20 protein-coding genes are annotated in these 19,711 nt (G+C 67.6%); 5 read left to right on the forward strand and 15 right to left on the reverse strand.

What is annotated here, in order from left to right; all coding sequences use genetic code 11:
• The first annotated feature begins 22 nt into the window (after positions 1-22).
• Positions 23-655 (forward strand): hemerythrin domain-containing protein, encoded by a 633-nt coding sequence (locus tag AB0L70_RS24985; protein WP_363688041.1) that lies wholly within the window; start codon positions 23-25, stop codon positions 653-655.
• Position 656: 1 nt separating this feature from the next.
• On the opposite strand, the gene AB0L70_RS24990 is transcribed toward AB0L70_RS24985, so the two are convergent.
• The 6 genes from AB0L70_RS24990 to AB0L70_RS25015 all read right to left on the reverse strand — a co-directional run bounded on the left by AB0L70_RS24990 (position 657) and on the right by AB0L70_RS25015 (position 6,832).
• The gene (locus AB0L70_RS24990; RefSeq protein WP_363688043.1) at positions 657-1,568 is read right to left on the reverse strand and encodes a hypothetical protein; all 912 of its coding nucleotides are present in this window, start codon (positions 1,566-1,568) and stop codon (positions 657-659) included.
• Positions 1,565-4,768 (reverse strand): caspase family protein, encoded by a 3,204-nt coding sequence (locus AB0L70_RS24995; RefSeq protein ID WP_363688045.1) that lies wholly within the window; start codon positions 4,766-4,768, stop codon positions 1,565-1,567. Before AB0L70_RS24995 ends, AB0L70_RS24990 begins: the two co-directional genes overlap by 4 nt.
• Positions 4,768-5,157, reverse strand: coding sequence for a hypothetical protein (locus AB0L70_RS25000; protein ID WP_363688047.1), 390 nt, complete (start codon positions 5,155-5,157; stop codon positions 4,768-4,770). The genes AB0L70_RS24995 and AB0L70_RS25000 overlap by 1 nt, the downstream gene beginning before the upstream one ends.
• A gap of 176 nt (positions 5,158-5,333) precedes the next feature.
• Positions 5,334-5,915, reverse strand: a complete 582-nt coding sequence (locus AB0L70_RS25005) for an adenylate kinase (RefSeq protein WP_363688049.1) — start codon at positions 5,913-5,915, stop codon at positions 5,334-5,336.
• A 156-nt stretch (positions 5,916-6,071) separates the two neighbouring features.
• Positions 6,072-6,458 carry a VOC family protein gene (locus AB0L70_RS25010; protein ID WP_363688051.1) on the reverse strand — a complete coding sequence of 129 codons (387 nt, stop codon included), beginning with the start codon at positions 6,456-6,458 and terminating at the stop codon, positions 6,072-6,074.
• Positions 6,455-6,832, reverse strand: coding sequence for a YciI family protein (locus AB0L70_RS25015; protein WP_363688053.1), 378 nt, complete (start codon positions 6,830-6,832; stop codon positions 6,455-6,457). Before AB0L70_RS25015 ends, AB0L70_RS25010 begins: the two co-directional genes overlap by 4 nt.
• Positions 6,833-7,008: 176 nt before the next feature.
• On the opposite strand from AB0L70_RS25015, the gene AB0L70_RS25020 reads away from it, so the two are divergent.
• Positions 7,009-7,764 carry an NAD(P)H-binding protein gene (locus tag AB0L70_RS25020; protein WP_363688055.1) on the forward strand — a complete coding sequence of 252 codons (756 nt, stop codon included), beginning with the start codon at positions 7,009-7,011 and terminating at the stop codon, positions 7,762-7,764.
• Here AB0L70_RS25020 and AB0L70_RS25025 read toward each other — a convergent pair.
• Together AB0L70_RS25025 and AB0L70_RS25030 are read right to left on the reverse strand one after the other, a co-directional pair.
• Positions 7,680-8,606: a DUF3800 domain-containing protein gene (locus AB0L70_RS25025; RefSeq protein ID WP_363688057.1), complete on the reverse strand. Its 927-nt coding sequence runs from the start codon at positions 8,604-8,606 to the stop codon at positions 7,680-7,682. The genes AB0L70_RS25020 and AB0L70_RS25025 overlap by 85 nt on opposite strands.
• Positions 8,607-8,785: 179 nt before the next feature.
• Positions 8,786-9,580 (reverse strand): SAM-dependent methyltransferase, encoded by a 795-nt coding sequence (locus AB0L70_RS25030; protein ID WP_363688059.1) that lies wholly within the window; start codon positions 9,578-9,580, stop codon positions 8,786-8,788.
• Between the two features lie 143 nt (positions 9,581-9,723).
• On the opposite strand from AB0L70_RS25030, the gene AB0L70_RS25035 reads away from it, so the two are divergent.
• On the forward strand, positions 9,724-10,266 hold the full coding sequence (locus AB0L70_RS25035; protein ID WP_363688061.1) for a dihydrofolate reductase family protein: 543 nt from the start codon (positions 9,724-9,726) through the stop codon (positions 10,264-10,266).
• A 50-nt stretch (positions 10,267-10,316) separates the two neighbouring features.
• Here AB0L70_RS25035 and AB0L70_RS25040 read toward each other — a convergent pair whose 3' ends face one another.
• Positions 10,317-10,631, reverse strand: a complete 315-nt coding sequence (locus AB0L70_RS25040) for a hypothetical protein (protein WP_363688063.1) — start codon at positions 10,629-10,631, stop codon at positions 10,317-10,319.
• A 60-nt stretch (positions 10,632-10,691) separates the two neighbouring features.
• Here AB0L70_RS25040 and AB0L70_RS25045 point away from each other — a divergent pair, with 60 nt between their 5' ends.
• Positions 10,692-11,219 (forward strand): GNAT family N-acetyltransferase, encoded by a 528-nt coding sequence (locus tag AB0L70_RS25045; RefSeq protein ID WP_363688065.1) that lies wholly within the window; start codon positions 10,692-10,694, stop codon positions 11,217-11,219.
• Here AB0L70_RS25045 and AB0L70_RS25050 read toward each other — a convergent pair.
• Both AB0L70_RS25050 and AB0L70_RS25055 read right to left on the reverse strand, forming a co-directional pair.
• A complete protein-coding gene (locus AB0L70_RS25050; protein ID WP_363688067.1) occupies positions 11,212-11,979 on the reverse strand; it encodes a class I SAM-dependent methyltransferase in 768 nt (255 codons plus the stop codon). The genes AB0L70_RS25045 and AB0L70_RS25050 overlap by 8 nt on opposite strands.
• A gap of 13 nt (positions 11,980-11,992) precedes the next feature.
• Positions 11,993-12,922 carry an SDR family oxidoreductase gene (locus AB0L70_RS25055; RefSeq protein WP_363688069.1) on the reverse strand — a complete coding sequence of 310 codons (930 nt, stop codon included), beginning with the start codon at positions 12,920-12,922 and terminating at the stop codon, positions 11,993-11,995.
• A 97-nt stretch (positions 12,923-13,019) separates the two neighbouring features.
• On the opposite strand from AB0L70_RS25055, the gene AB0L70_RS25060 reads away from it, so the two are divergent.
• A complete protein-coding gene (locus AB0L70_RS25060; RefSeq protein WP_363688071.1) occupies positions 13,020-13,685 on the forward strand; it encodes a TetR family transcriptional regulator in 666 nt (221 codons plus the stop codon).
• Here the strand turns inward: AB0L70_RS25060 and AB0L70_RS25065 are convergent, their stop codons facing one another.
• The 4 genes from AB0L70_RS25065 to metH form a co-directional block, all read right to left on the reverse strand.
• Positions 13,686-14,537 carry an HAD family acid phosphatase gene (locus AB0L70_RS25065; protein WP_363688073.1) on the reverse strand — a complete coding sequence of 284 codons (852 nt, stop codon included), beginning with the start codon at positions 14,535-14,537 and terminating at the stop codon, positions 13,686-13,688.
• 103 nt (positions 14,538-14,640) lie between these two features.
• Complete coding sequence (locus AB0L70_RS25070; RefSeq protein WP_363688075.1) at positions 14,641-15,117, reverse strand: GNAT family N-acetyltransferase; 477 nt, start codon at positions 15,115-15,117, stop codon at positions 14,641-14,643.
• A 20-nt stretch (positions 15,118-15,137) separates the two neighbouring features.
• Complete coding sequence (locus AB0L70_RS25075; protein WP_363688077.1) at positions 15,138-15,830, reverse strand: hypothetical protein; 693 nt, start codon at positions 15,828-15,830, stop codon at positions 15,138-15,140.
• 196 nt (positions 15,831-16,026) lie between these two features.
• Positions 16,027-19,629, reverse strand: a complete 3,603-nt coding sequence (gene metH, locus AB0L70_RS25080) for a methionine synthase (RefSeq protein ID WP_363688079.1) — start codon at positions 19,627-19,629, stop codon at positions 16,027-16,029.
• Positions 19,630-19,711: the final 82 nt, after the last annotated feature.

Raw genomic sequence — 19,711 nt, forward strand, 5'->3', positions numbered from 1 at the left:
CCCGCGGCTTACACTCCCGGATATGGCGGAGATGAGTATGAACAAGGCGATTCACGCGGCGTTCCGGCGGGATCTGGGTCGCTTCATTGACGCACTGGGGCGGTTCCCGGCTGGGAACCGGCAGCGGGCCGAGCAACTGGCGACCGCTTGGGCGAATTTCGACGCACAGCTGACCAACCACCACGAGGGTGAGCACGAGATCGCGTGGCCGGCGCTGGAGGCGGTCGGGGTGAGTCGCGACCTCCTCACGCAGATGGACGCCGAGCACGAGACGATGGCGGCCGCACTGGCCGGTGCGCGGACGGCGATGGGCGCGTTGCGCGGGTCCGCGAGTGCGGAGGACGCGGCGACCGCACTGACCGCGATGCAGGAGCTGCAGCGGGTGACCGTCGTACACCTCGATCACGAAGAGGCAGAGATCGAGCCGATCTACCAGCAGAACAAGGACTCCGCGCCGATCAAGGCGATGGGTCGCGAGTTCGCCAAGGTCGGTCCGGTGCAGGGCGGCACGTTCTTCGCGTGGGCGCTCGACGGCGCCGGCCCGGAGGAGTCGCAGGCGATCACCGGGACCGTTCCGAAGCCCGTTCTCGCCATCATCAGCGGAGTCTTCGGCCGCGGCTACCGCAAGTCGGTGGCACCGGTCTGGCGCGGCTGAACTACTTGCAGGTCAAGGTGTAGCGGCGTTCTTCGTCGGTGGAGTTGGGTTCCTCGACGACCAGGGTCTGGCTGAACTCGAGCGCGCCCACGGTGGACTTGGGCTGCACGGTGGTCTCGACAGTCTGAGCGGCGGCCTTCGGGAACTCGAGGGTCCTGGTCTCGGAGTCCTTCGCGAGGGTCGATTCCCAGTGATACTTCACGGAGGCTTTGGCGTCCGTCGTGATCGTTGCCTGGATCGTGATCGGTGCGCTGCAGTCGACGGTGTCGGCGCGGAGTTCGGCGAGCTCGACATCAGTCACCGGGCCGCGGCCGCGGAGCAGCATCAGCCAGACCGCTGCCGAGAGCGCGATGACCAGCAGGCCGATGACTGCGACGCTCCGCCGCGGCGGTCGGCGTACGGCCTGGACCGGCTGGGGCGCCGCGAAGGCCGCCGGGATCGCCGACGCGGCGGGCGTTGGCTGGAGAGGCTCTGCCGCCGCCGGGATCGAACGCGGCGTAAAGGCCTGTGAGGTCGCGAGCCCGAACGCCGATTCGTCAGCCAGGAAGCGTTCGTACGTCGCGATCGCCTCGGCCCGAGCTTGGTCGAAGTCCCCTTCATCAACGTGGCTGAGCGATTCGGCCCGTACGACGAACCCGTACAGCAACTCCAGCGGTCGCCCGAACTCGTCAGTCACCGGACCACCTCCGGCGAGATCGCCGTCCACGAGCCGCTGCGTCCGATACGCCAGTACGACGTCACCCGCCGACAACCCGTGCAGCCTCGCGATCGCGGGCTCCAGGTCTCCACCGGTCAGCTCGCCGAGTACGCCGTACTCGTTGCTCTCAGCAAGGAAGTCGGGCGCGAGCAGGGTTTGGTAGCCCTGCTGCCGTCCACGGGCGACGAGGAAGCTCCAGCCGTACACCGCGGTCACCGGCCGCTGAGCCGGGACGCGGGCAGCCGTTCCTCGAGCCGGGTCAGCTCGGCGCCGAACTCGCCGAGGACCCGTGCCCGGGCTGCCTCGACGGCTGTTGTCTGTCGCCGTACGTCTCGTCGTTCGGCGCCGGCTCGGCGGGCCTCCTCGGCGGAGGCGCCTGCCATCCAATCGAGGAACATGCCCGCGACCTCGCGGCCGGCCGATCCGCCGACAACCTCGTGGAGCCGGCGCTGCAGCGCGAGGCCGGCGGGACGGTCCAGGAAGCCGACGGATCCCGACTGCTGACGGGATCGCAGATGAGTGGCCAACTGCTGCCGGCTGGCGGGGTCGAGGGACCGCTCTATCTGGCGGAAGAGATCCGGCAGGATCGCGGTCAGTGGGATCTCCACGTTCGTTGGGTGGACCTCGCCGTTCGGGCGTTTGAGGATCCGGCCGTCGAGGTCCATCTGGGCGAAGTCGGGTCCGACCGCGCTGACCGGGATCAGCCGGATGATCCGGTCGGCCCAGCTGTGGGTTTCGACGAGTGCCTTCAGTTGCGGTGTGGTGAGGAGCGCGTTGCGCACCAGGTTGAGGCGCATGTTGTCGTCGGCATCTATCGGCTCGCCGAATCCGCGGATCAGGTCCCATTTGGTGAGGACGAAGTGGATCGGGCAGGTGGCTCCGGCCATGATGCCGGTCATCGGCTGGATCGAGCTGCGGAAGTACCGTTGGCCGGCTGGTTCGCCGCGGAGGAACTGGAGTACGCGGTAGCCGTCGAGCATGCCCAACAGTCCGTGCGCGCTTTGGATGCGGCCTTCCAGGTCGCCGAGGGCGGTGGAGCCGGCGGCTTGTTCGGATTCGAGGAGTTCGCCGGCGTAGTCGAGGTAGCTGATCGTGAAGACCGGGTGTTTGGTGCCTTGGTCGAAGGAGACGCAGTCGAAGACGAGTTCGCGGGTCTCGCCGGTGCGGGTGCCGCGGGGCCAGGGCTCGGCGGTGTCGCTTACTGCGTCGAAGACTTTGCTGAGGTAGATCCGTTGTGCGGCTGGGGTTTCGAGGAAGTACGAGCGTGTGGTCGTCGGGACGTTGACGGTGTGGAACATGCTCGAGAGGTAGACCGTCTTGCCGGAGCCGGCGATGCCTAGGGCAACCACCCGGAAATGCGGGACTGCGGGTTGCTGGATGGTGGGGCGGGTTGGCGCGGGTGCCTGTGCGGGCGCGGGTGCGTAGGGGTGTGGGGTTGGAGGTGTTGCGAAGACGCGTTTGCGGAGGGAGAAGGCGTGGATGGTGGCGGCGGTGATTAGGGCGACGTGGAGGAACAGGCCGGCTGCTCCGGACGACCCGGTGCTGTAGGCGACTGCGACCAGGAAGAGGAAGAGCGTGTAGATGGCGGAGGCGCCCCAGAGCGCAGGTTCCTTCAGGCGGGAGGCGGCGTACGCCGAGGGGACCGGGGCCAGCAAGCCCAACGACAACAACGGCATCAACGCCCAAAGCGTCCCTTCACTCCCCCGCGGCCCAACCGGTTGGGGCTCCACATGCCGAACGACAGGCTGCTGCTGCACATAACCCGGCGCCAACACCGGCTCAATCCGCACCCGAGGCGCCTCCCGCACAGGCTCCGGCCCCCTCACCACAGGTGCCTGACTCACCACGGGCTCCGGAGCACTCACCACCGGGGTCCCACTCGCCACCGGGGTCCCACTCGCCACCGGGGTCCCACTCACCACCGGCTCTGGAGAACTCACCACTGGGGAGGGAGCAGTCTCCTCTGGCGCATCGCTCGCCCTTGGAGCCGGAGAACTCGCCGCCGGAGCAGCACTAACTACCGGCTCCGGAGCACTCGTTGGAGGAGTCTCGCTCACCACCGGCTCCGGAGAACTCACCGGAGTGGGAGTGGTTTCCTTTGGTACCTCGGCTGGTGGTGGCGGGGGCTCGGGGGCTTTCTCGGCTGCCGGCTCCGGCGGCGCCTCAACCACCGGCTCCTCAACGATCGTGACGGTTATTGGGAGGTCTTGTTCGCCGGTGGGGCCTTTCAGGTGGAGGACTGCTGTGGTTGAGGTCCGAGCGGTGACCGAGATGTCGAAGCCCTCGTCTGTCTCCTCGACCTGGATCCAGTCGACCGACGGTTGCGCCGTACAGATCCGCGCCACCGGCGGCCCCAGCAACGGCACAACCACATGCGGCCGCTCCCCACTCGCCCCAACCTCGAACTCCAGCGAAGCCACCCCAGGCGTCAGAGCGGCTTCCCGGACAGCAGCCTGCGCAGGCTCAGCGACGTACGCGATGTCTGTCCGCGCGATCTGCACCAGCGCCTCATGCGCTCCCACCGCAGCAGGCAAGTTCGCACTCAGCAAGCGATTCCGCAGCTCGCTCACCGCACCCAGCCGCGAGAACATATTCGGATCCGTCATAGCAGCCTGCAGATCGGCCGGGATCGGCTGCGGCTTGATCCGACGCCGCCGGCTCCGCGCGAGATACAACTCCCCCTGCATCTCGACATCCCGGCTAGGCGTCTGATGCGGCGTCTTCGCCCGAACCCGATCGAAAACATAGTCGTACAGCTCGTTCAGCGACACCCACCCGTCTTCATCCCGGTCGGCCTCACCAGTCGCAAGCCCTTCCACCAAAGCGGTTGTGAACACCGACGGGCGCCGACTGTTGTCATCGGCAAGTTCATCACCCTCGAACGCGTACTCGATCGAGTTCGACGCCGTGATCACCGCCCGCCCCCGGCCACCACCCACCCGGGTGCCCGGGAAGCTGTCCAGCACATTGACCTCACCGGTCGACCGAACCGCGACCCCCTTGCCGAAAGCCCCGCCATAGCAGCAATCCAGCAGCAGTACGACGCTGCGCGACCGGCTCGCCTGCATGCACCGCCGGACGAAGTCGGCCGAGATCGCGGTCGAGCTGAGCCGGTTCGGCCTGGTGTTCCGGGCAGCGAAGAACAGCTCACCCGACTCACTCTTCAAGCCGTGACAGGAGAAATGCATCAACAAGACATCATCAGGCTGGCTCTCCGCCAGCAGATCCTCGATCTGTGTCTGGATGACGTACGACGGCTCGTTGCGAACCGTCTCCACCTCGAACGCGCCGATCTGGTCGTCGCCCAGCACCCGGCCCAACGCTTCCGCGTCGGCCGCGGGCGACCGTAGATGCTTCAGCCCGTCGTGGTCGTACTCGTCGTTCGCAACGATGAGCGCTCTCCGGCGGCCTGCCATCACTCCTCCGTGGAGCCCTCGTGCCGAGTCACGAACAACTCGATCAGCCGGGTCTGCTCGGTCGCACTCACCTCGGACAACTCGAGTACGTCGCCGTCGAGCTCCAGCCGGATGGTGCGTTTGACGCCATCGCCTCCCCGCGCCAGCCACGACCTGATCACGGACACGACCTTGCGCACGCCCTGCGTGGTCTCCGCGAAGGTGACCAGCAGACTGCCGATCGCCAGCGCTTCGATCCCGCGCGTACCCGGCGGCGGCTCGCCCGCCGGAAGCGCGGTGACATCGTCGACGTCCAGCTCGAGCAGCTCCTGCCGGAGATAGCCGGTCAGCTGATCCAGCCGCTCGGCATCCGCTCCGGACTCGGCAAGCTGAACACGCAGCTCCCCCACCCTTGCCCCCTCAAACTCCTGGCGACCGCGCGCTGCGAAGCCCCTCCCCACACGCGCAGTCACCTGATATCACCAGGCTAGTCCTGCGGCGACCGCACCGCTACGCGTCAGCCGCGACAGTGCACGATCGGGAGACGCGCCGCTCGGCAGGCGGCTGCGAGGGTTCCGGGGCGGCGTTACTCTGCGGGGGTGAGCATGCCGACGACTTGAAGGACCTGTTCGCGGACCTCGTCGATGTTGCCGTTGCCGTCGACCTCGTGCAGCAGTTCGCGTCCGCCGTACAGGCTGATCAACGGGACGGTCTGATCCGCGTACACCTGCAGGCGACGCCGGATGACCTCTTCACTGTCGTCCGAGCGATGCTCGATCTCGGCCCGCCGGAGCAGGCGCCGGACCAGATGCTCGGACTCCACCCGCAGTACGACGACCGCGACCAGATCGCGGCCCTGCGCGGTCAGGAGATCGTCCAGTACGGCGGCCTGGTCGAGCGTGCGCGGGTACCCGTCGAGCAGAAACCCGGGCTGGCAGTCGTCGGCGGCGAGCCGCTCGCGCACCATCGCGTTGGTGACCTCGTCGGGCACGTACTCACCGGCGTTGAGGTAGTCCTGCGCCTGCCGGCCGAGCTCGGTGGCGGCCGCGACCTGCGCACGGAAGATGTCGCCGGTCGAGATAACCGGTACGCCGAGCTTCTCCGCCAGCAGGTCGGAATGCGTGCCCTTACCGGCCCCCGGCGGTCCCATCAGGACGACAGTCGTCACGACGCGTTCTCCTAACCACCGGTCACTCCCGGTAAGCCCACTAGGGTATGGGAGCCGCCGCCCGTGCGGTACGGCGTACGTCACTCCACACCGCACGGACACGTCACACCCGCGCAAAACCGTCCGTAAGCCCGGGTTCCCGAGCAGATCCCGCTGCTAATCCTCGACCGGATCCCAGGTGGACAGACAGAACGGGTGGCCGGCCGGGTCGGCGAAGACCAGGCAGTGGTCCGAGTTCGGCTGGTGGTCGTACTTCGTCGCGCCTGCCGCCAGCACGATCGCCTCGGCCGCCGGGAGGTCCTCGACGAAGAAGTCGAGGTGGAACTGGATCGGGATCGCCGGGTCGGGCCAGGTCGGCGGCACGTGCGCAGGATCGGTCTGGCAGTCGATCCGCCCGCCCGGCCCGTCGACGGACGCCCAGACCGGATCGCTGTACACGATCCGGCCGCCGGTGATGGCTGCGTAGAAACCGGCCAGCTCGAGCGCGTCCGGGCAGTTGATCGTCGGCGAGCTGAGCCGGATCCCAGGCCGCTGGTCGGTCAAAACTCCATCTCCGGCCGGAGCTCGATGGTGTCACCGGGCCCGGCGAAGTGGGCGGCGATCTCCTCAGCCCGCTCCCGGGTCGCGCAGTCGAGCACGAAGAACCCGGCCAGGAACTCCTTCGCCTCCGCATACGGCCCGTCGGTGCTGACCGGCTTCTTGCCCTCCCAGCGGTAGACCCGCGCGGACTCCGGCGCGTCCAGCGCGAGCCCGCTGATGAGCTCGCCCGAGGCGGACAGCTCGGCCAGCAGCGCGTCGAACTCCTTGCCCATCGCCTCCCGCTCGTCGGCCGGGATCGCCCGCCCGATCTCGGTGAAGTCGATCGTCGGGTGACCCCACGGGTGCGGGTTGGAGTGGATCAGAACCACATACTTCATGACAACCTCCGCTGAGTTCAGCCGGTACGCCGTACTGCGTCCAGCACCCCTGACGTCGGAGACATCCGAGGGCACTCGACATTTCTCCCGGATGTATCACAGGTCACATCCGGTCACACTCACCCACCCGGGATCCGTCAGCGTGTCAGAAGCCGCGAGACGAGTGGAGAACGCTGATGAGCACGATGCTGGTGACTGGTGGGACGGGCACGCTGGGGCGGCAGGTGGTGCCGCTGATCCAGGCGGCCGGGTGGACGGTGCGGGTGCTGAGCCGGCACGACCATGACCGCGGCGACGGGGTTGAGTACGTGGCGGTGGATCTACTGAAGGACGAAGGGGTCGACGCCGCGGTGAAAGGCGTCGACGTCATCCTGCATCTGGCCGGCGGACCGAAAGGTGACGACCTCGGCACCCGCAATCTGGTCCGCGCGGCCGAGCAGGCCGGAGTCGGCCACCTGGTGCATATCTCGGTGACCGCGGTGGATCAATTGCCACTGACCTACTTCAAGTCCAAGCTCGGCGCCGAGCAGGCTGTGCGCGCGTCGTCGGTGCCGTGGACGGTAGTGCGGGTCGCGCAGTTCCACGACTTCGCCTGGAACACGGCGAAGATGATGGCCAAGTTGCCGGTGCTGCCCGTCCCTGGCGGCCTCCGCTTCCAGCCGGTCGACAGCCGGGACGTGGCGCAGCGGCTCGCCGAGCTGGCCCTCGGCGAACCGGCCGGGCTCGTTCCCGACCTCGTCGGGCCGAAGGTCTACAGCCTCGGCGAGCTGGCCCGCGACTACCTGCGTGCCACGGGCAAGCGCCGGCCGTCCCTACCGATCCACGTGCCAGGCAAGGCCGGCAAGGTCTACCGGTCCGGCGGAAACCTCACCCTGTCCGGCGCCGACGTGGGCACCCGGACCTGGGAAGACTTCGTGGCCGAACAGAAGTAGGGCTCCAGCAGCCCATCCAGCTCAGGAGTCTGCCGACGGGCGATCCCGGCCAGCAGGTCGGCGACCTGCACCCGGGGGTCCTCCCTCGAGTCCACCTGAACGAAGGAGTGCAGCGGCGGGGGCGCCGGAGCCACAGCCTCCGCCAGGAGCTCTCCGAGCCGGGCTACCCGCCCGCGGGTCAGCGCACTCTGCTCGTCGTGCACCACGGCGACCGATCGCTCACCCGCGCTCCAGAAGAGCAAGGTTTCGGCGAGCGCGGGCACCAGCGGTTCGAGCGGCGGCGGGATCGCGGGATCGTCGTCGATCAGCCGCAGCATCATCGCCTCCACCTGCGCACGCGTCACCTCCCGCAGCTCCGGCAGATCGGACGGCATCGTCGCGAAGAACCGGTCGATCGCCGCCTGGTCGATCAGCCGCAGCCGCTTCGTCCGGGTCATGTCGACGAACGCAGCAAGAAACCCGGTGCGATGACGCAACCGCTGCACGGCTTCGGAGTGATCCCGGCCCAGGCTGGTGCCATCGGCGTACGACGGCTCCTCGGTGAACAGCTCCAGCACCCGGGCGGCGACGTACCCGGTCTTGTCGATGAGGTGGACGTGCGCGTGCCCGCGCAGCGTGGTGAGGAACCACTCGAGCTGCTCGGATCGCAACAGTTGTTTGGACTTGTACTCGGATCGGTGGCGGACGCGGGATCGCAGTACGGCGACCACTTCGGCGGCCGCCGGTACGGCGAGGTCGACACTGGCATGGGTGATCACGGGCGAGGCGGGGTCCAGGAGGTTGGTCCCGGAGAATCCGGACTCGTCACACGCGATCTCGACCCATGACGACAGATTGGTCATCAGGTAAGCACTCCAAGGCGGTGAGACTGCACGCTACGGACGCCCGTCGCTGGACGGGCGGGATCGGACGCGGCCTGGAACATTCAGGCAGGCGTGATCAGTGAGCGGCAGCAGCCTTGGCAGACATGCGACCCATCATCGACCGAGAACGGCCGGATCCACCAGTGGTTTCTCGCGGCTCAGGGCTTGCGGGCCAGCGCCACCAGCAGCAGCTGGGCCGCGCCGGCGGGAGTCACACTCTGATCGCCGTCCGGCCACCAAGTGGTCAGGTCGACCAGCCCGGGCTCCACCACATCGAGGCCGGTCAGGAGTTCGGCCACCTCGTCCCGAGTGCGGAATCGGACCTCCGGAAACGCATCCCGGACCTTCTCCTCGAGCGTGGTCGCGAACTCGGCGTACCGGCTGCTGTCACGCGGGTTGATCGGGTGCGTCAGGGCCAGGTATGACCCGGACGGCAAGGCGGCCAGGTACTCCTCGAGGAGCTGCCCAGGCTTCTGGATCATGTGCAAGACCAGGCCGAAGATGAGCCCGACCGGCTTGGTCAGGTCGAGGGCGGCGGTCACGGCCGGGTGGTTGAGAACGACGGCCGGGTCGGTGAGATCGGCACCGGCGAAGAAGCTGTGGATGTCGTCGGCGAGGAGTGCCTGGCCGTGCGAGATCGCGGTCAGGTCGTTGTCGACGTACACGACGATCGCGTCCGGGTTCGCGGCCAGGGCGATCTCGTGGGTGTTCCGCGCGGTCGGGAGGCCGGCGCCGAGATCGAGGAACTGGGTGATCCCGCCCTCGGTGACCATCCGGCCGATCGCCTCGGCCAGCCAGCGGCGGTTCGCCCGGGCGGCCTGCGGGGCTTCCGGTGCGAGCTTGACCAGTTCCTGGAACAGGCGGCGGTCGACCTCGAAGTTGTTCTTGCCGCCGAGGAACAGGTCGTACAGCCGGGCCTCGGAGGGCTGGTTCAGGTCGATGCCCCGCCTCACTTCAATCCGAAAAGGTCGATTACCGGAAGGCTACCGGCCCCGGGTCGCATCGCCGCATCGGGGCCGGGTCGCGACGGCCGCGATGAGTTTTCTGGCGCTCGCTCGTCTCAACGGAGGTCAGTACGAGCGAGCAGGAGGATTCCATGGCGAAGGTGTTGTACTCGGTGACGATGTCGGTCGACGGCTTCATCACCGGTCCGGACGGCGACATGCAGTGGATGCGCCCGTACCTCGGTCCCAACCCCGAGGTCGACGAGCTGCTTCCGCAGATCGGGTCGATCCTGGTCGGCCGGCGGTCGCACGACGGCGACGACCCGCACAAGGGCGACGCCGGCGAAGGGCACGCGTTCGGCGGTGGGTGGGACGGGCCGCAGTTCGTCGTCACCCACCGCCCGCCGGCCACACCCGAGGCCGGCGTCACGTACGTCGACGACTTCGCGAAGGCACTCGCACTCGCCAAGGAGGCGGCCGGCGACAAGTACGTCAACGTGATCGGCGCGAACATCGCCAAGCAGTGCATCGAGGCCGGCGAACTGGACGAGGTCTTCCTCCTCTACGCCCCGGTCATGCTCGGCGACGGGACCCGTCTCTTCGACCACCCCGGCGGCCGGATCGTCCGTCTCGCCCGCCGGAGCGTGACCGAAACCCCACTGTCCACGAGCCTCTGGTTCACAGTCGAGTCCTAGAAAACGGGCGAGTCCTAGAAGTCGGTTGAGTCCCAGAAGTCGGTTGAGTCCTAGAAGTCGGCGGCGGTCGAGTTCATCACCGCGCGAATCTCGACGGACCGTCCGGTGGTCCGGGCGTCCGGGAGCAAGCGCGCGAGCTCGACCGCCCGCTCAGGATTCTCCACATCGATCAGGTAGAAGCCGTCGATCAGGTAGAAGCCGTCGATCGGTGTGGTCGCGGGCGGATCGGGGAGATGGACGGCCAGCTGTGGATGCGCGAGCAGTTCACCGCCGACCAGTTCACCGGCGTCGTACGCTGCCCGTTCGAACTCGTCGCGACGCAGGCACGGATCATCGTCACCCTGCAGGATCAGTAAGAATTTCATCGGCGCACTCCTCTCACTGATACGACGGAGTCGACGGCACGGTTTTGACATCATGGCCAGATGTTCGTCCGCACCGAACGGCTGACGCTCCGCCGCTTCACCCCCGCCGACGCCGAGGCGTTCGCTGCCTACCGCTCCGATGCCGAGGTCGCCCGGTACCAGTCCTGGGACCCACCGCTGCCGCTGGCCGACGCGCAGCGGAAGGTCGAGCAGTTCGGCCAGGACGATCCGGCCGCGCCCGGATGGTTCCAGTACGCCATGGACCTGGACGGCGTACTCATCGGGGATCTCGGCCTCAACCTGGACGAGAACCTGATGCAGGCGGAGCTGGGTTTCACGCTGGCACCGGCGTACCAGGGCCAGGGATATGCGACCGAGGCCGTCCGCGGGCTGCTCGACGATGTGTTCATCGAGCGGAAGCTGCATCGTGTCTCGGCCGAGTGCGATGCCCGCAACACGGCCTCGGCCCGGCTGCTCGAACGCGTCGGCTTCAAACAGGAAGGCCTCCGCCTCTCGCACAGCTTCCACAAGGGCGAGTGGACCGACGACCGGCTCTTCGGTCTGCTCCGGACCGACTACCTCAGCTGACCGCCTTGGCCGCCCAGGCCCGAGCGCTCAACCGGATCGTTCCATCGGCCTCGATCGGCAACCGCGAGCGCACCTCCTCGCGCATCGCCGCCTGCGCCGGCTCGTCCAGCGACCGCAAGTACGCCGGCGCCACCCCGGTCCCACCGAGGAACGGCTGCCAGTAGTCGTCGAACGACGAAAACACCGTCGGTACGACGATTTCGCGCGTACTGACCGTGGTGAACCCGGCGTCGGTGAACAGTCCCTCGAGGCCCTCCGCCGTACAGAACGCGAAGCGCTTGCCCTCGTCGTGCTCGCGGTCCTGCGGGCGCAGGGCGAGCATCGCGTCGAAGAAGTACCGCATCAGTTGCATGCCGTCCGCGTAGTCCCACACGTAGACGGCGACGGTCGAGCCGATCTCGCGCATCCGGCGGAGTGCCTCGACCCGCTCGGGGATGAAGTTGAGGACGAGCCCGGCGACGACCGCGTCGTACGGGCCGTCGGGGAGCTCGGCGGCCGAACGGACCTCGAAGCTCGCTCGCTGGTCCGGCACGGTCTGGCGTGCGTACTCGATGAAGCCGGCCGACGGGTCGACTCCGAGCACCGCCGCGGGATCCGCCGTACGCAGGATCGTGCCGGTCAGAGCGCCCGTACCGCAGCCGACGTCCAGCCAGCGCAGTCCTGTCGGCCGGTCCAGCCAGCCGACGAACTCCGCGGCCACCAAGCGACTCCAGCGGCCCACATACGACTCGTAGATGTCCCCACTCGACCACTCGCTCATCTGCGCAGGATAGTCACTTGGTGCGGGTTGGGAGAGAGACTCCGGTCAGGCTCTCGGCGACGGACCAGAGGCGGGCGTTGTCCTCGGGGTTGAGCGCGTTCTTCGGCGCGTTGGTGAGCTTGGTCGGGCCGGTGAGTCCGAACCGGCCGGACGGGCCGTAGTACGCGCCCGTCCGGGCGTCGGGGCTGGTCGCCGCGACCAGCAGCGGTTCGGTTCCGAGCTCGACGCCCTGCGACGGGAGCGGGTTGGCGCTGAAGAGCAACCGGTTCAGGAGCGACGGCCGCTCGCGGCCGAGGGAGGCACCGGCGGTCTGCAGGTTCGTGCGGGTGTAGCCGGGGTGGGCCGCGGTGGCGAGCAGGCCCCACCCGCGGTCGGCGGAGAGCCGGGCCAGGTGGTTGCTCATCATCAGGTCGGCGAGCTTCGACTGCGAGTACGCCGCAGTACGCCGGTACCGGCGTTCCCACTGCAGGTCGTCGAAGTGGATCCGGCCGAAGTTCGCGGCGCCACTGGCCATCGTCGTGATCCGCGGCGACGGCGCGGCCAGGACGAGCGGCAGCAGCTGGACGGTCAGTGCGAACGGGCCGAGGAAGTTCGAGCCGAACTGCAACTCGAAGCCGTCCTTCGTCGTGTGCCGGGTCGGCGGGGTCATCACGCCGGCGTTGTTGACCAGCAGGTCGACGTGCGGCTCGTCGGCGGCCAGCTTCTCGGCGAACTCGCGGACGGATTCGAGGTCGGCGAGGTCGACCCGGCGGACCTCGAGCTGGGCGTCGGGGTGTTCGGCCAGGATCTCGGCCCGGGCCGTCTCGCCCTTGGCGGGGGTCCGGACCGCCATCACCACGCGGGCGCCGGCGGCGGCGAGACGCTTGGTGGCCTCCTTGCCGGTGCCGCTGTTCGCGCCGGTGACGACGACGAGCTTGCCGCTCTGATCGGGGACGTCGTACATGGTCACTCCTCATAAAAGACTGATGGTCTGTTACGAGATCGACGTTATCAGACCGTTGGTCCGTTAACAACAGACCGACGGTCTGTAGAATGTGAGCGTGACGACATTCCAGCGCGCGCGCAGCGCGGAGCAGCGGGCGGCCCGGCGGGCCGCGATCCTCGCGACCGCGGCCACGATGCTGACCGAGCTACCGGTCGCGGACCTCAGCCTGAACGAGCTGAGTCGCCGCGTCGGCCTGGCCAAGTCGAACGTGCTGAACTACTTCGACTCCCGCGAAGCCGTTCTGCTCGAGCTGTCCAGCTCGGAGCTCACGGCCTGGGTGGAGGATCTCGCGGGCGGGCTCGAAGGCCTCACTCCGGCGATGCCGCTCGACGAGCGGTTGGAGCAGCTGGTGGACACCGTGGTCGGCACACTCGCCCGGCGGCCCGTGCTGTGCGATCTGGTCAGCGCGCAGGCGTCCGTACTGGAACGGAACATCTCGACCGAGACAGCGCTGGAGTTCAAGCGGGTGGCCGCGGTGACGTACACCCGGATGATCGAGGTCATCGCCGGAGCCGTGCCCGAGCTCGGCGCGGAGGGAGCGGGCCGGTTCATCGCCGCCGCGAGCATGCTCGCCGGGGCGATCTGGACCCACTCCCATCCCGTGCCGGCGATCGTCGCCGCCTACGAGGCCGATCCGTCCATCAGCACGATCCGGATGGAGTTCGAGCCTGCGTTACGTGACAACCTCTGGCTGCTGCTGCGGGGGGCGCTCCCGCGCTGATCAGGGCAGGTAGTAGTTCGGGTTCGGGAGCTTGAAGGTGCGGTCGGCGAAACCACCCTTGAGGTCGGAGAACTGGTCACCGAAGTTCGCGACGATGTCGTAGCCCAGGGACTCGATGTGGGCCCGGGTGGCCGACTTGTAGTGGATCGTCGTACACGAGCCGTTCGGGTCGGTCGCGCAGGCCTTCTTCAGGTAGTCCGGGTAGTCGGCGACGGCCGGCTTGGTGAACAGGCCGTCCTCGCCGTTCCGCAGCGTGGTCGGCTTCGGGTAGCCCGCGTCGACGCCGACGCCGTCCGCGGTCAGGTTGCCCAGCGTCGCAGCCTCCTGCGCGGCACCTCGGCCGGTCAGGAAGAAGATCGCGTAGCCCTCACGCTCGGCGGTCGTCACCAGGTCGACCATGCCCGGTACGGCGGGGAATCGCTGCCCCAGCACGAATTCCGCGTTGGTCGCCGGGTTGAACGCCCAGTTGCTGGCGATCTCGTAGTTCCAGGTGGCCAGTGCGGTGTCGTCGACGTCCAGCAGGATCGCCTTGGCCTTGCGAGTGTGGTGCGGAGCGGAGATCCAGCGCTTGCCGGCCGCGGCGGCCGAACGCGCTTCCTTGGCGTAGTTGCTGTCCGGCGTGAAGGTGCCGCTGCCGAGCGGGTCGCCGTAGTAGTTGCGCAACTGCTGGCGCAGTACGTCGATGTTCGTGACCTGCTTCTCACTCCGCGGCGTCGACGTCTGGATCGCCGGCTGCTGCGTCGCAGCTCCGGCCGAGTACGCGACTCCACCGACGACGGACGCCATCGCTACGGCGGCAACGCCGGTGAGAACGAGCCGGCGCGACGGCCGGCGCCAGTGACGGATGAACATGGTGGACCCCTTAGGAACGGGAACGCTTGCGAAGGCAACCTAACTCCATCGGCCGCCGATGCACCGTCGTACGCACCAAACTCCAGGGGAATCCTGCGCCGATTCAGACCGGTTTCTGGTAGCGATGGCACGGGACTGGCAGCGTGCCATCGGCAACTGACGCTGGGTAGTCGAAGGCACCGCCGTCCGTCCACCCACTGCGCTCGTAGAACCGCCGGGCCCGGGCATTCCCGGTAGCCACCGCCAGCCACGCCTCGCCGTACCCGTTGCCCTTCACCTGCCGCTCAGCCTCACCCAGCAGTACCCCGGCCACCCCGGACCCACGATGATCCCGAGACACATAAACCTGCTCAACCTCATCCCCCACCACCATCACAAACCCCGCCACCTCATCCCCAACAACCGCAACGGTCGTATCACCAACCCGCTCCCCCGCCCGCACCCAAAACGACTCCTCGGTCCGCACAGCAACCAACTCCTCCGGCACATGCCCAAGGTGCCCGTCCCGCCAGCCGTCGTACCAGATCGCCGCAACGGCGTCCTTGTCGGTGGCTTCGGCGGGACGGATCGCAGCTGTCATGACGTCAGCCTAAACACTGATCAGAAGTCAGCCTCGGCCGTGATCTTGTTGTAAGCGCCGGGCTTGAGCGACTTGGAGACGTCGGACATGTTGATGCACTCGATGTCCTCGGTCTGCTTGGGTTCGAGTTCACTGCTGCTGCACTGGAAGTTCGCGACGACCGCAGAGCCCTTCAGGAACTTGACGGTGAAGAACGCCGTGCTGGTGTCGTCAGAGCTGTTGGCAAGAGTGCCGATCAGCTTGGTGCCGAGGAACTCCTCGGTCTTGAGCTTCCAGCCCTTCTGCATGGTGTGTTTGCCGACGGTGTAGGCGACTCCGAGCTTGATCTCGCATGGATCGTTGCGGTTTCCGGTGCACTTGACCTCGGCCGGTGCCTGCGTCGCCTTCGGAGCTTCCGTAACCTTCGGAGCCTCGGTGGTGGCCGGTGCCTTGTTCGCCGGCTTGGCGCTGGCCTTCGGCTGGACCGCCGGCGCCGACGTCTTGGTGTCGGCCTTGGTCGACGCGGTGTTGGCGCCGCCACCACCGCCGGCGGCGGCCGAGATGACAACGATCAAAGCGATCAGACCGACGAACGGGAAGACCACGAAGTTACGGAATTTGTGGGTCTTCTTCTTCGGTGGCTGCCAGCCCGGCGGCGGGCCTTGAACCGGCTGCTGCGGGTACTGCGGCCCCGCGGTTGGAATCTGAACCTGGTTCGGATCCTGCTGAGACATGACTGTCTCTCCCCCTGTTGATTGGTGATTGTGGCCAGTCCGACCCCCCGGACTAGGCCACATGTGCCTTCGAACCACCATCGGTATGGGAACACGGAGCGTTACATCGGCGGCATAACAACTTGGTCACCAGCCCGAGCGGCACCCCCGTGCGGACGGCCGCTCAAGTGGCTCATCCAGCATTAACGATGTGACATCACTTCGGGTCGTAGGCGAGGTTGGGGCGGAGCCAGCGTTCGATTTCTTCTACGGACATGCCACGGCGTACGGCGTAGTCCTCTACCTGGTCGCGGCCGATGCGGCCTACGCTGAAGTAGCGGGCCGATGGGCTGGCGAAGATCAGGCCGCTGACTGCCGCGGCCGGGGTCATTGCGAAGGACTCGGTCAGGCCGAGGCCGAGCTTCTCTGCCTCCAACAGGTTGAAGAGCTCCTGCTTCTCGGAGTGGTCCGGGCTGGCCGGGTAGCCGAGCGCCGGACGGATCCCGCGGAACCGTTCCGCGTGTAGATCCGCCAGCTCCGGCTCGGCGTCCGGCTCGAACCACGCCCGCCGCGCCTCCAGGTGGATCCACTCGGCGAACGCCTCCGCCAACCGGTCGGCCAGGGCCTTCACCATGATCGCCCGGTAGTCGTCGTTACGTTCTTCGTACGACGCGGCCAGCGCCTCGGCACCGTGGATCGCGACACCGAAACCACCCAGGTGATCACCAGCCGGCGCAACATAGTCGGCCAGGCAACGGTTGTGCCGTCCGGCCGGCTTCTCGGTCTGCTGCCGCAGCATCGGGAACGACACGTCCAGCCCGTCCAGCAGGATGTCGTCACCCTGGCTGTGCGCGGGCCAGAATCCGTACACGCCCTCGGCCGTAAAGGAGCCGTTAGCAATGATCTCGTCGAGCAGGGTGTTCGCGTCGTCGAAGAGCTCGCGCGCTACCGGCTGATCCAGGATCGCCGGGTACTTGCCCTTCAACTCCCAAGCCAGGAAGAGGAACTGCCAGTCGATCATCGCCCGCAACGTCTCCAGCGACGGCGACTCCCGCCGCAGCCCGGTGAAGGCCGGCACGGGAAGTTCGCCGTACTCGACCGGCTCCGCGTTCGCACGCGCCGCGTCGATCGTGAGCAACGGGCTGCGCTGCTTGTTGGCGTGCTGCTCCCGCAGCCGCTCCTGCTCGACCTTGTTGCTCTCGGCAAGAACCTCGGAGCGCTCCTCGTCGAGCAAATCGGACACCACGCCGACCACCCGGGAGGCGTCCAGTACGTGCACCGTCGTCTGGTCGTACGCCGGAGCGATCCGAACCGCAGTGTGTTGCTTGGACGTGGTCGCGCCGCCGATCAGCAGCGGGAGCTTGAGCCCACGGCGCTGCATCTCGGTGGCGACGGCAACCATCTCGTCCAGCGACGGCGTGATCAGGCCGGACAGACCGACCGCATCGGCGCCTTCGGCAACGGCCGTGTCGAGGATCCTTGCCGCCGGCACCATCACGCCGAGGTCGATCACCTCGTAGTTGTTGCAGCCGAGCACAACGCCGACGATGTTCTTGCCGATGTCGTGGACGTCACCCTTGACCGTGGCCATCACGATCTTGCCCTGGCCACGAACGGCTTCGGTGCGTCCCTCCAGCCGGGCCTGCTCCTTCTCCGCCTCCATGAACGGCTCCAGGTAGGCCACCGAGCGCTTCATCACCCGGGCGCTCTTCACCACCTGCGGCAGGAACATCTTGCCGGCGCCGAACAGGTCGCCGACGATCTTCATCCCGTCCATCAACGGGCCTTCGATCACCTCGAGCGGGCGCGGCAGTTGCTTGCGCGCCTCCTCGGTGTCTTCCTCGATGTAGTCGACGATGCCGTGCACCAAAGCGTGCGAAAGCCGCTCCTGCACCGTGCCCTCACGCCAGGTCAGGTCGATCTCGCGCTTGGTACCCTTGCCCTTCACGTTCTCGGCGAAAGCAACCAGGCGGTCGGTGGCGTCGTCGCGCCGGTTGAAGATGACGTCCTCGACCAGCTCGAGCAGATCCTTCGGGATGTCGGCGTACACGGCGAGCTGGCCGGCGTTGACGATTCCCATGTCCAGGCCGACCTTGCCCGCGTGGTACAGGAAGGCCGAGTGCATCGCCTCGCGGACGATGTCGTTGCCGCGGAACGAGAACGACAGGTTCGAGATACCGCCGCTGATATGGACGCCCGGACAGCGTTCCTTGATCAGCGGGAGCGCGTCGATGAAGTTCTTGGCGTATCCGTTGTGCTCGGACATACCGGTCGCAACGGCGAGCACGTTCGGGTCGAAGATGATGTCCTCGGCCGGGAAGCCGATCCCGGTGAGCAGGTCGTACGCGCGGCCGCAGATCGACACCTTGCGCTCGACCGTGTCGGCCTGGCCCTGCTCGTCGAAGGCCATCACCACCGCGCCGGCGCCGAAGTCCATGATCCGGCGGGCCCGCTCGAGGAACTCCTCCTCGCCTTCCTTCAGGCTGATCGAGTTGACCACGCCCTTGCCCTGGACGCATTTCAGCCCGGCCTCGAGCACCGACCACTTCGAGCTGTCGATCATGATCGGGATCCGGGCCACCTCGGGCTCGGTCGCGATCAGGTTCAGGAAGGTGGTCATCGCCTGCTCACTGTCGAGCAGGTCGGCGTCCATGTTCACATCCAGCAAGTTGGCGCCACCGCGCACCTGCTCGAGCGCCACGTCGACCGCGGCCTGGTGGTCGTCGCCCTCGATCAGCCGGCGGAACCGCGCCGACCCGGTCACGTTGGTCCGCTCGCCGATCATCACGAACCCGGTGTCCGGCCCGATCTTGAACGGCTCCAGCCCGGAGAAGCGAGTGGTCTCATCAGGCGGTACGACGGTGCGCGGGGGCAGCCCCTGGACACCTTCGGCGATCTGCTTGATGTGGGCGGGCGTCGTACCGCAGCAGCCGCCGACGATGTTGACCAGTCCGGAGCCGGCGAACTCGTGCAGCATTCCCGCGGTCTCTTCGGGAGTCTCGTCGTACCCACCGAAGGCGTTCGGGAGACCGGCATTCGGGTGCGAGGCGACGTACGTGTCGGCGAACCGGGCCAGGTCGGCCACGTGCGGGCGCATCTCGGCGGCGCCGAGGGAACAGTTGACGCCGACGACGAGCGGCTTCGCGTGCTCGACCGAGCTCCAGAACGCCTCGACGGTCTGACCGGACAGTGTCCGGCCGCTCAGGTCGACGATGGTCACCGAGATCCACAACGGCAGGTCCGGCGCGACCTCACGGGCTGCGGCGACGGCGGCCTTGGCGTTCAGGGTGTCGAAGATGGTCTCGATCAGCAGGAGATCCACGCCGCCCTCGGCCAGCGCGGAGATCTGCTCGGCGTACGAGTCCCGCACCTGTTCGAAGGTCACCGCCCGGTACGACGGATCTTCCACGCGCGGCGACAGCGACAAGGTGACGTTGAGCGGGCCGATCGAACCGGCGACGAACTTGCCGCCGAACTCGTCCGCCGCCTGCCGGGCCAGCCGGGCAGCGGCGAGGTTCATCTCCCGGACGTAGGCCTGCATCCCGTAGTCGGCCTGACCGATGCTCGTCGCGGTGAAGGTGTTGGTGGTGGTGATGTCGGCGCCGGCCGCGAGGTACTGCCGGTGGACGTCGAGAATGAGGTCCGGCCGGGTCAGGGCGAGCAGGTCGGGGTCACCGGTGAGGTCGTGGGTGTGGTCGCCGAACCGATCGCCCCGGAAGTCCTCCGGTGTCAGCTTGGCGCCCTGGAGCGTCGTGCCCCACGCGCCGTCGAGCACCACGATGCGCTCGTCCAGTAGTTCCCTCAGCGCGGTTTCACTCATCTGCCGTCCCCTCCAGAACGAATCCCGGAGGCGCCCTTCGCAGCAAGTGCTCCAGGTCGAGCGTGGCGGACCTGGGTCCGTT

Source organism: Kribbella sp. NPDC051952, from assembly GCF_040680855.1.
GTDB lineage: Bacteria > Actinomycetota > Actinomycetes > Propionibacteriales > Kribbellaceae > Kribbella.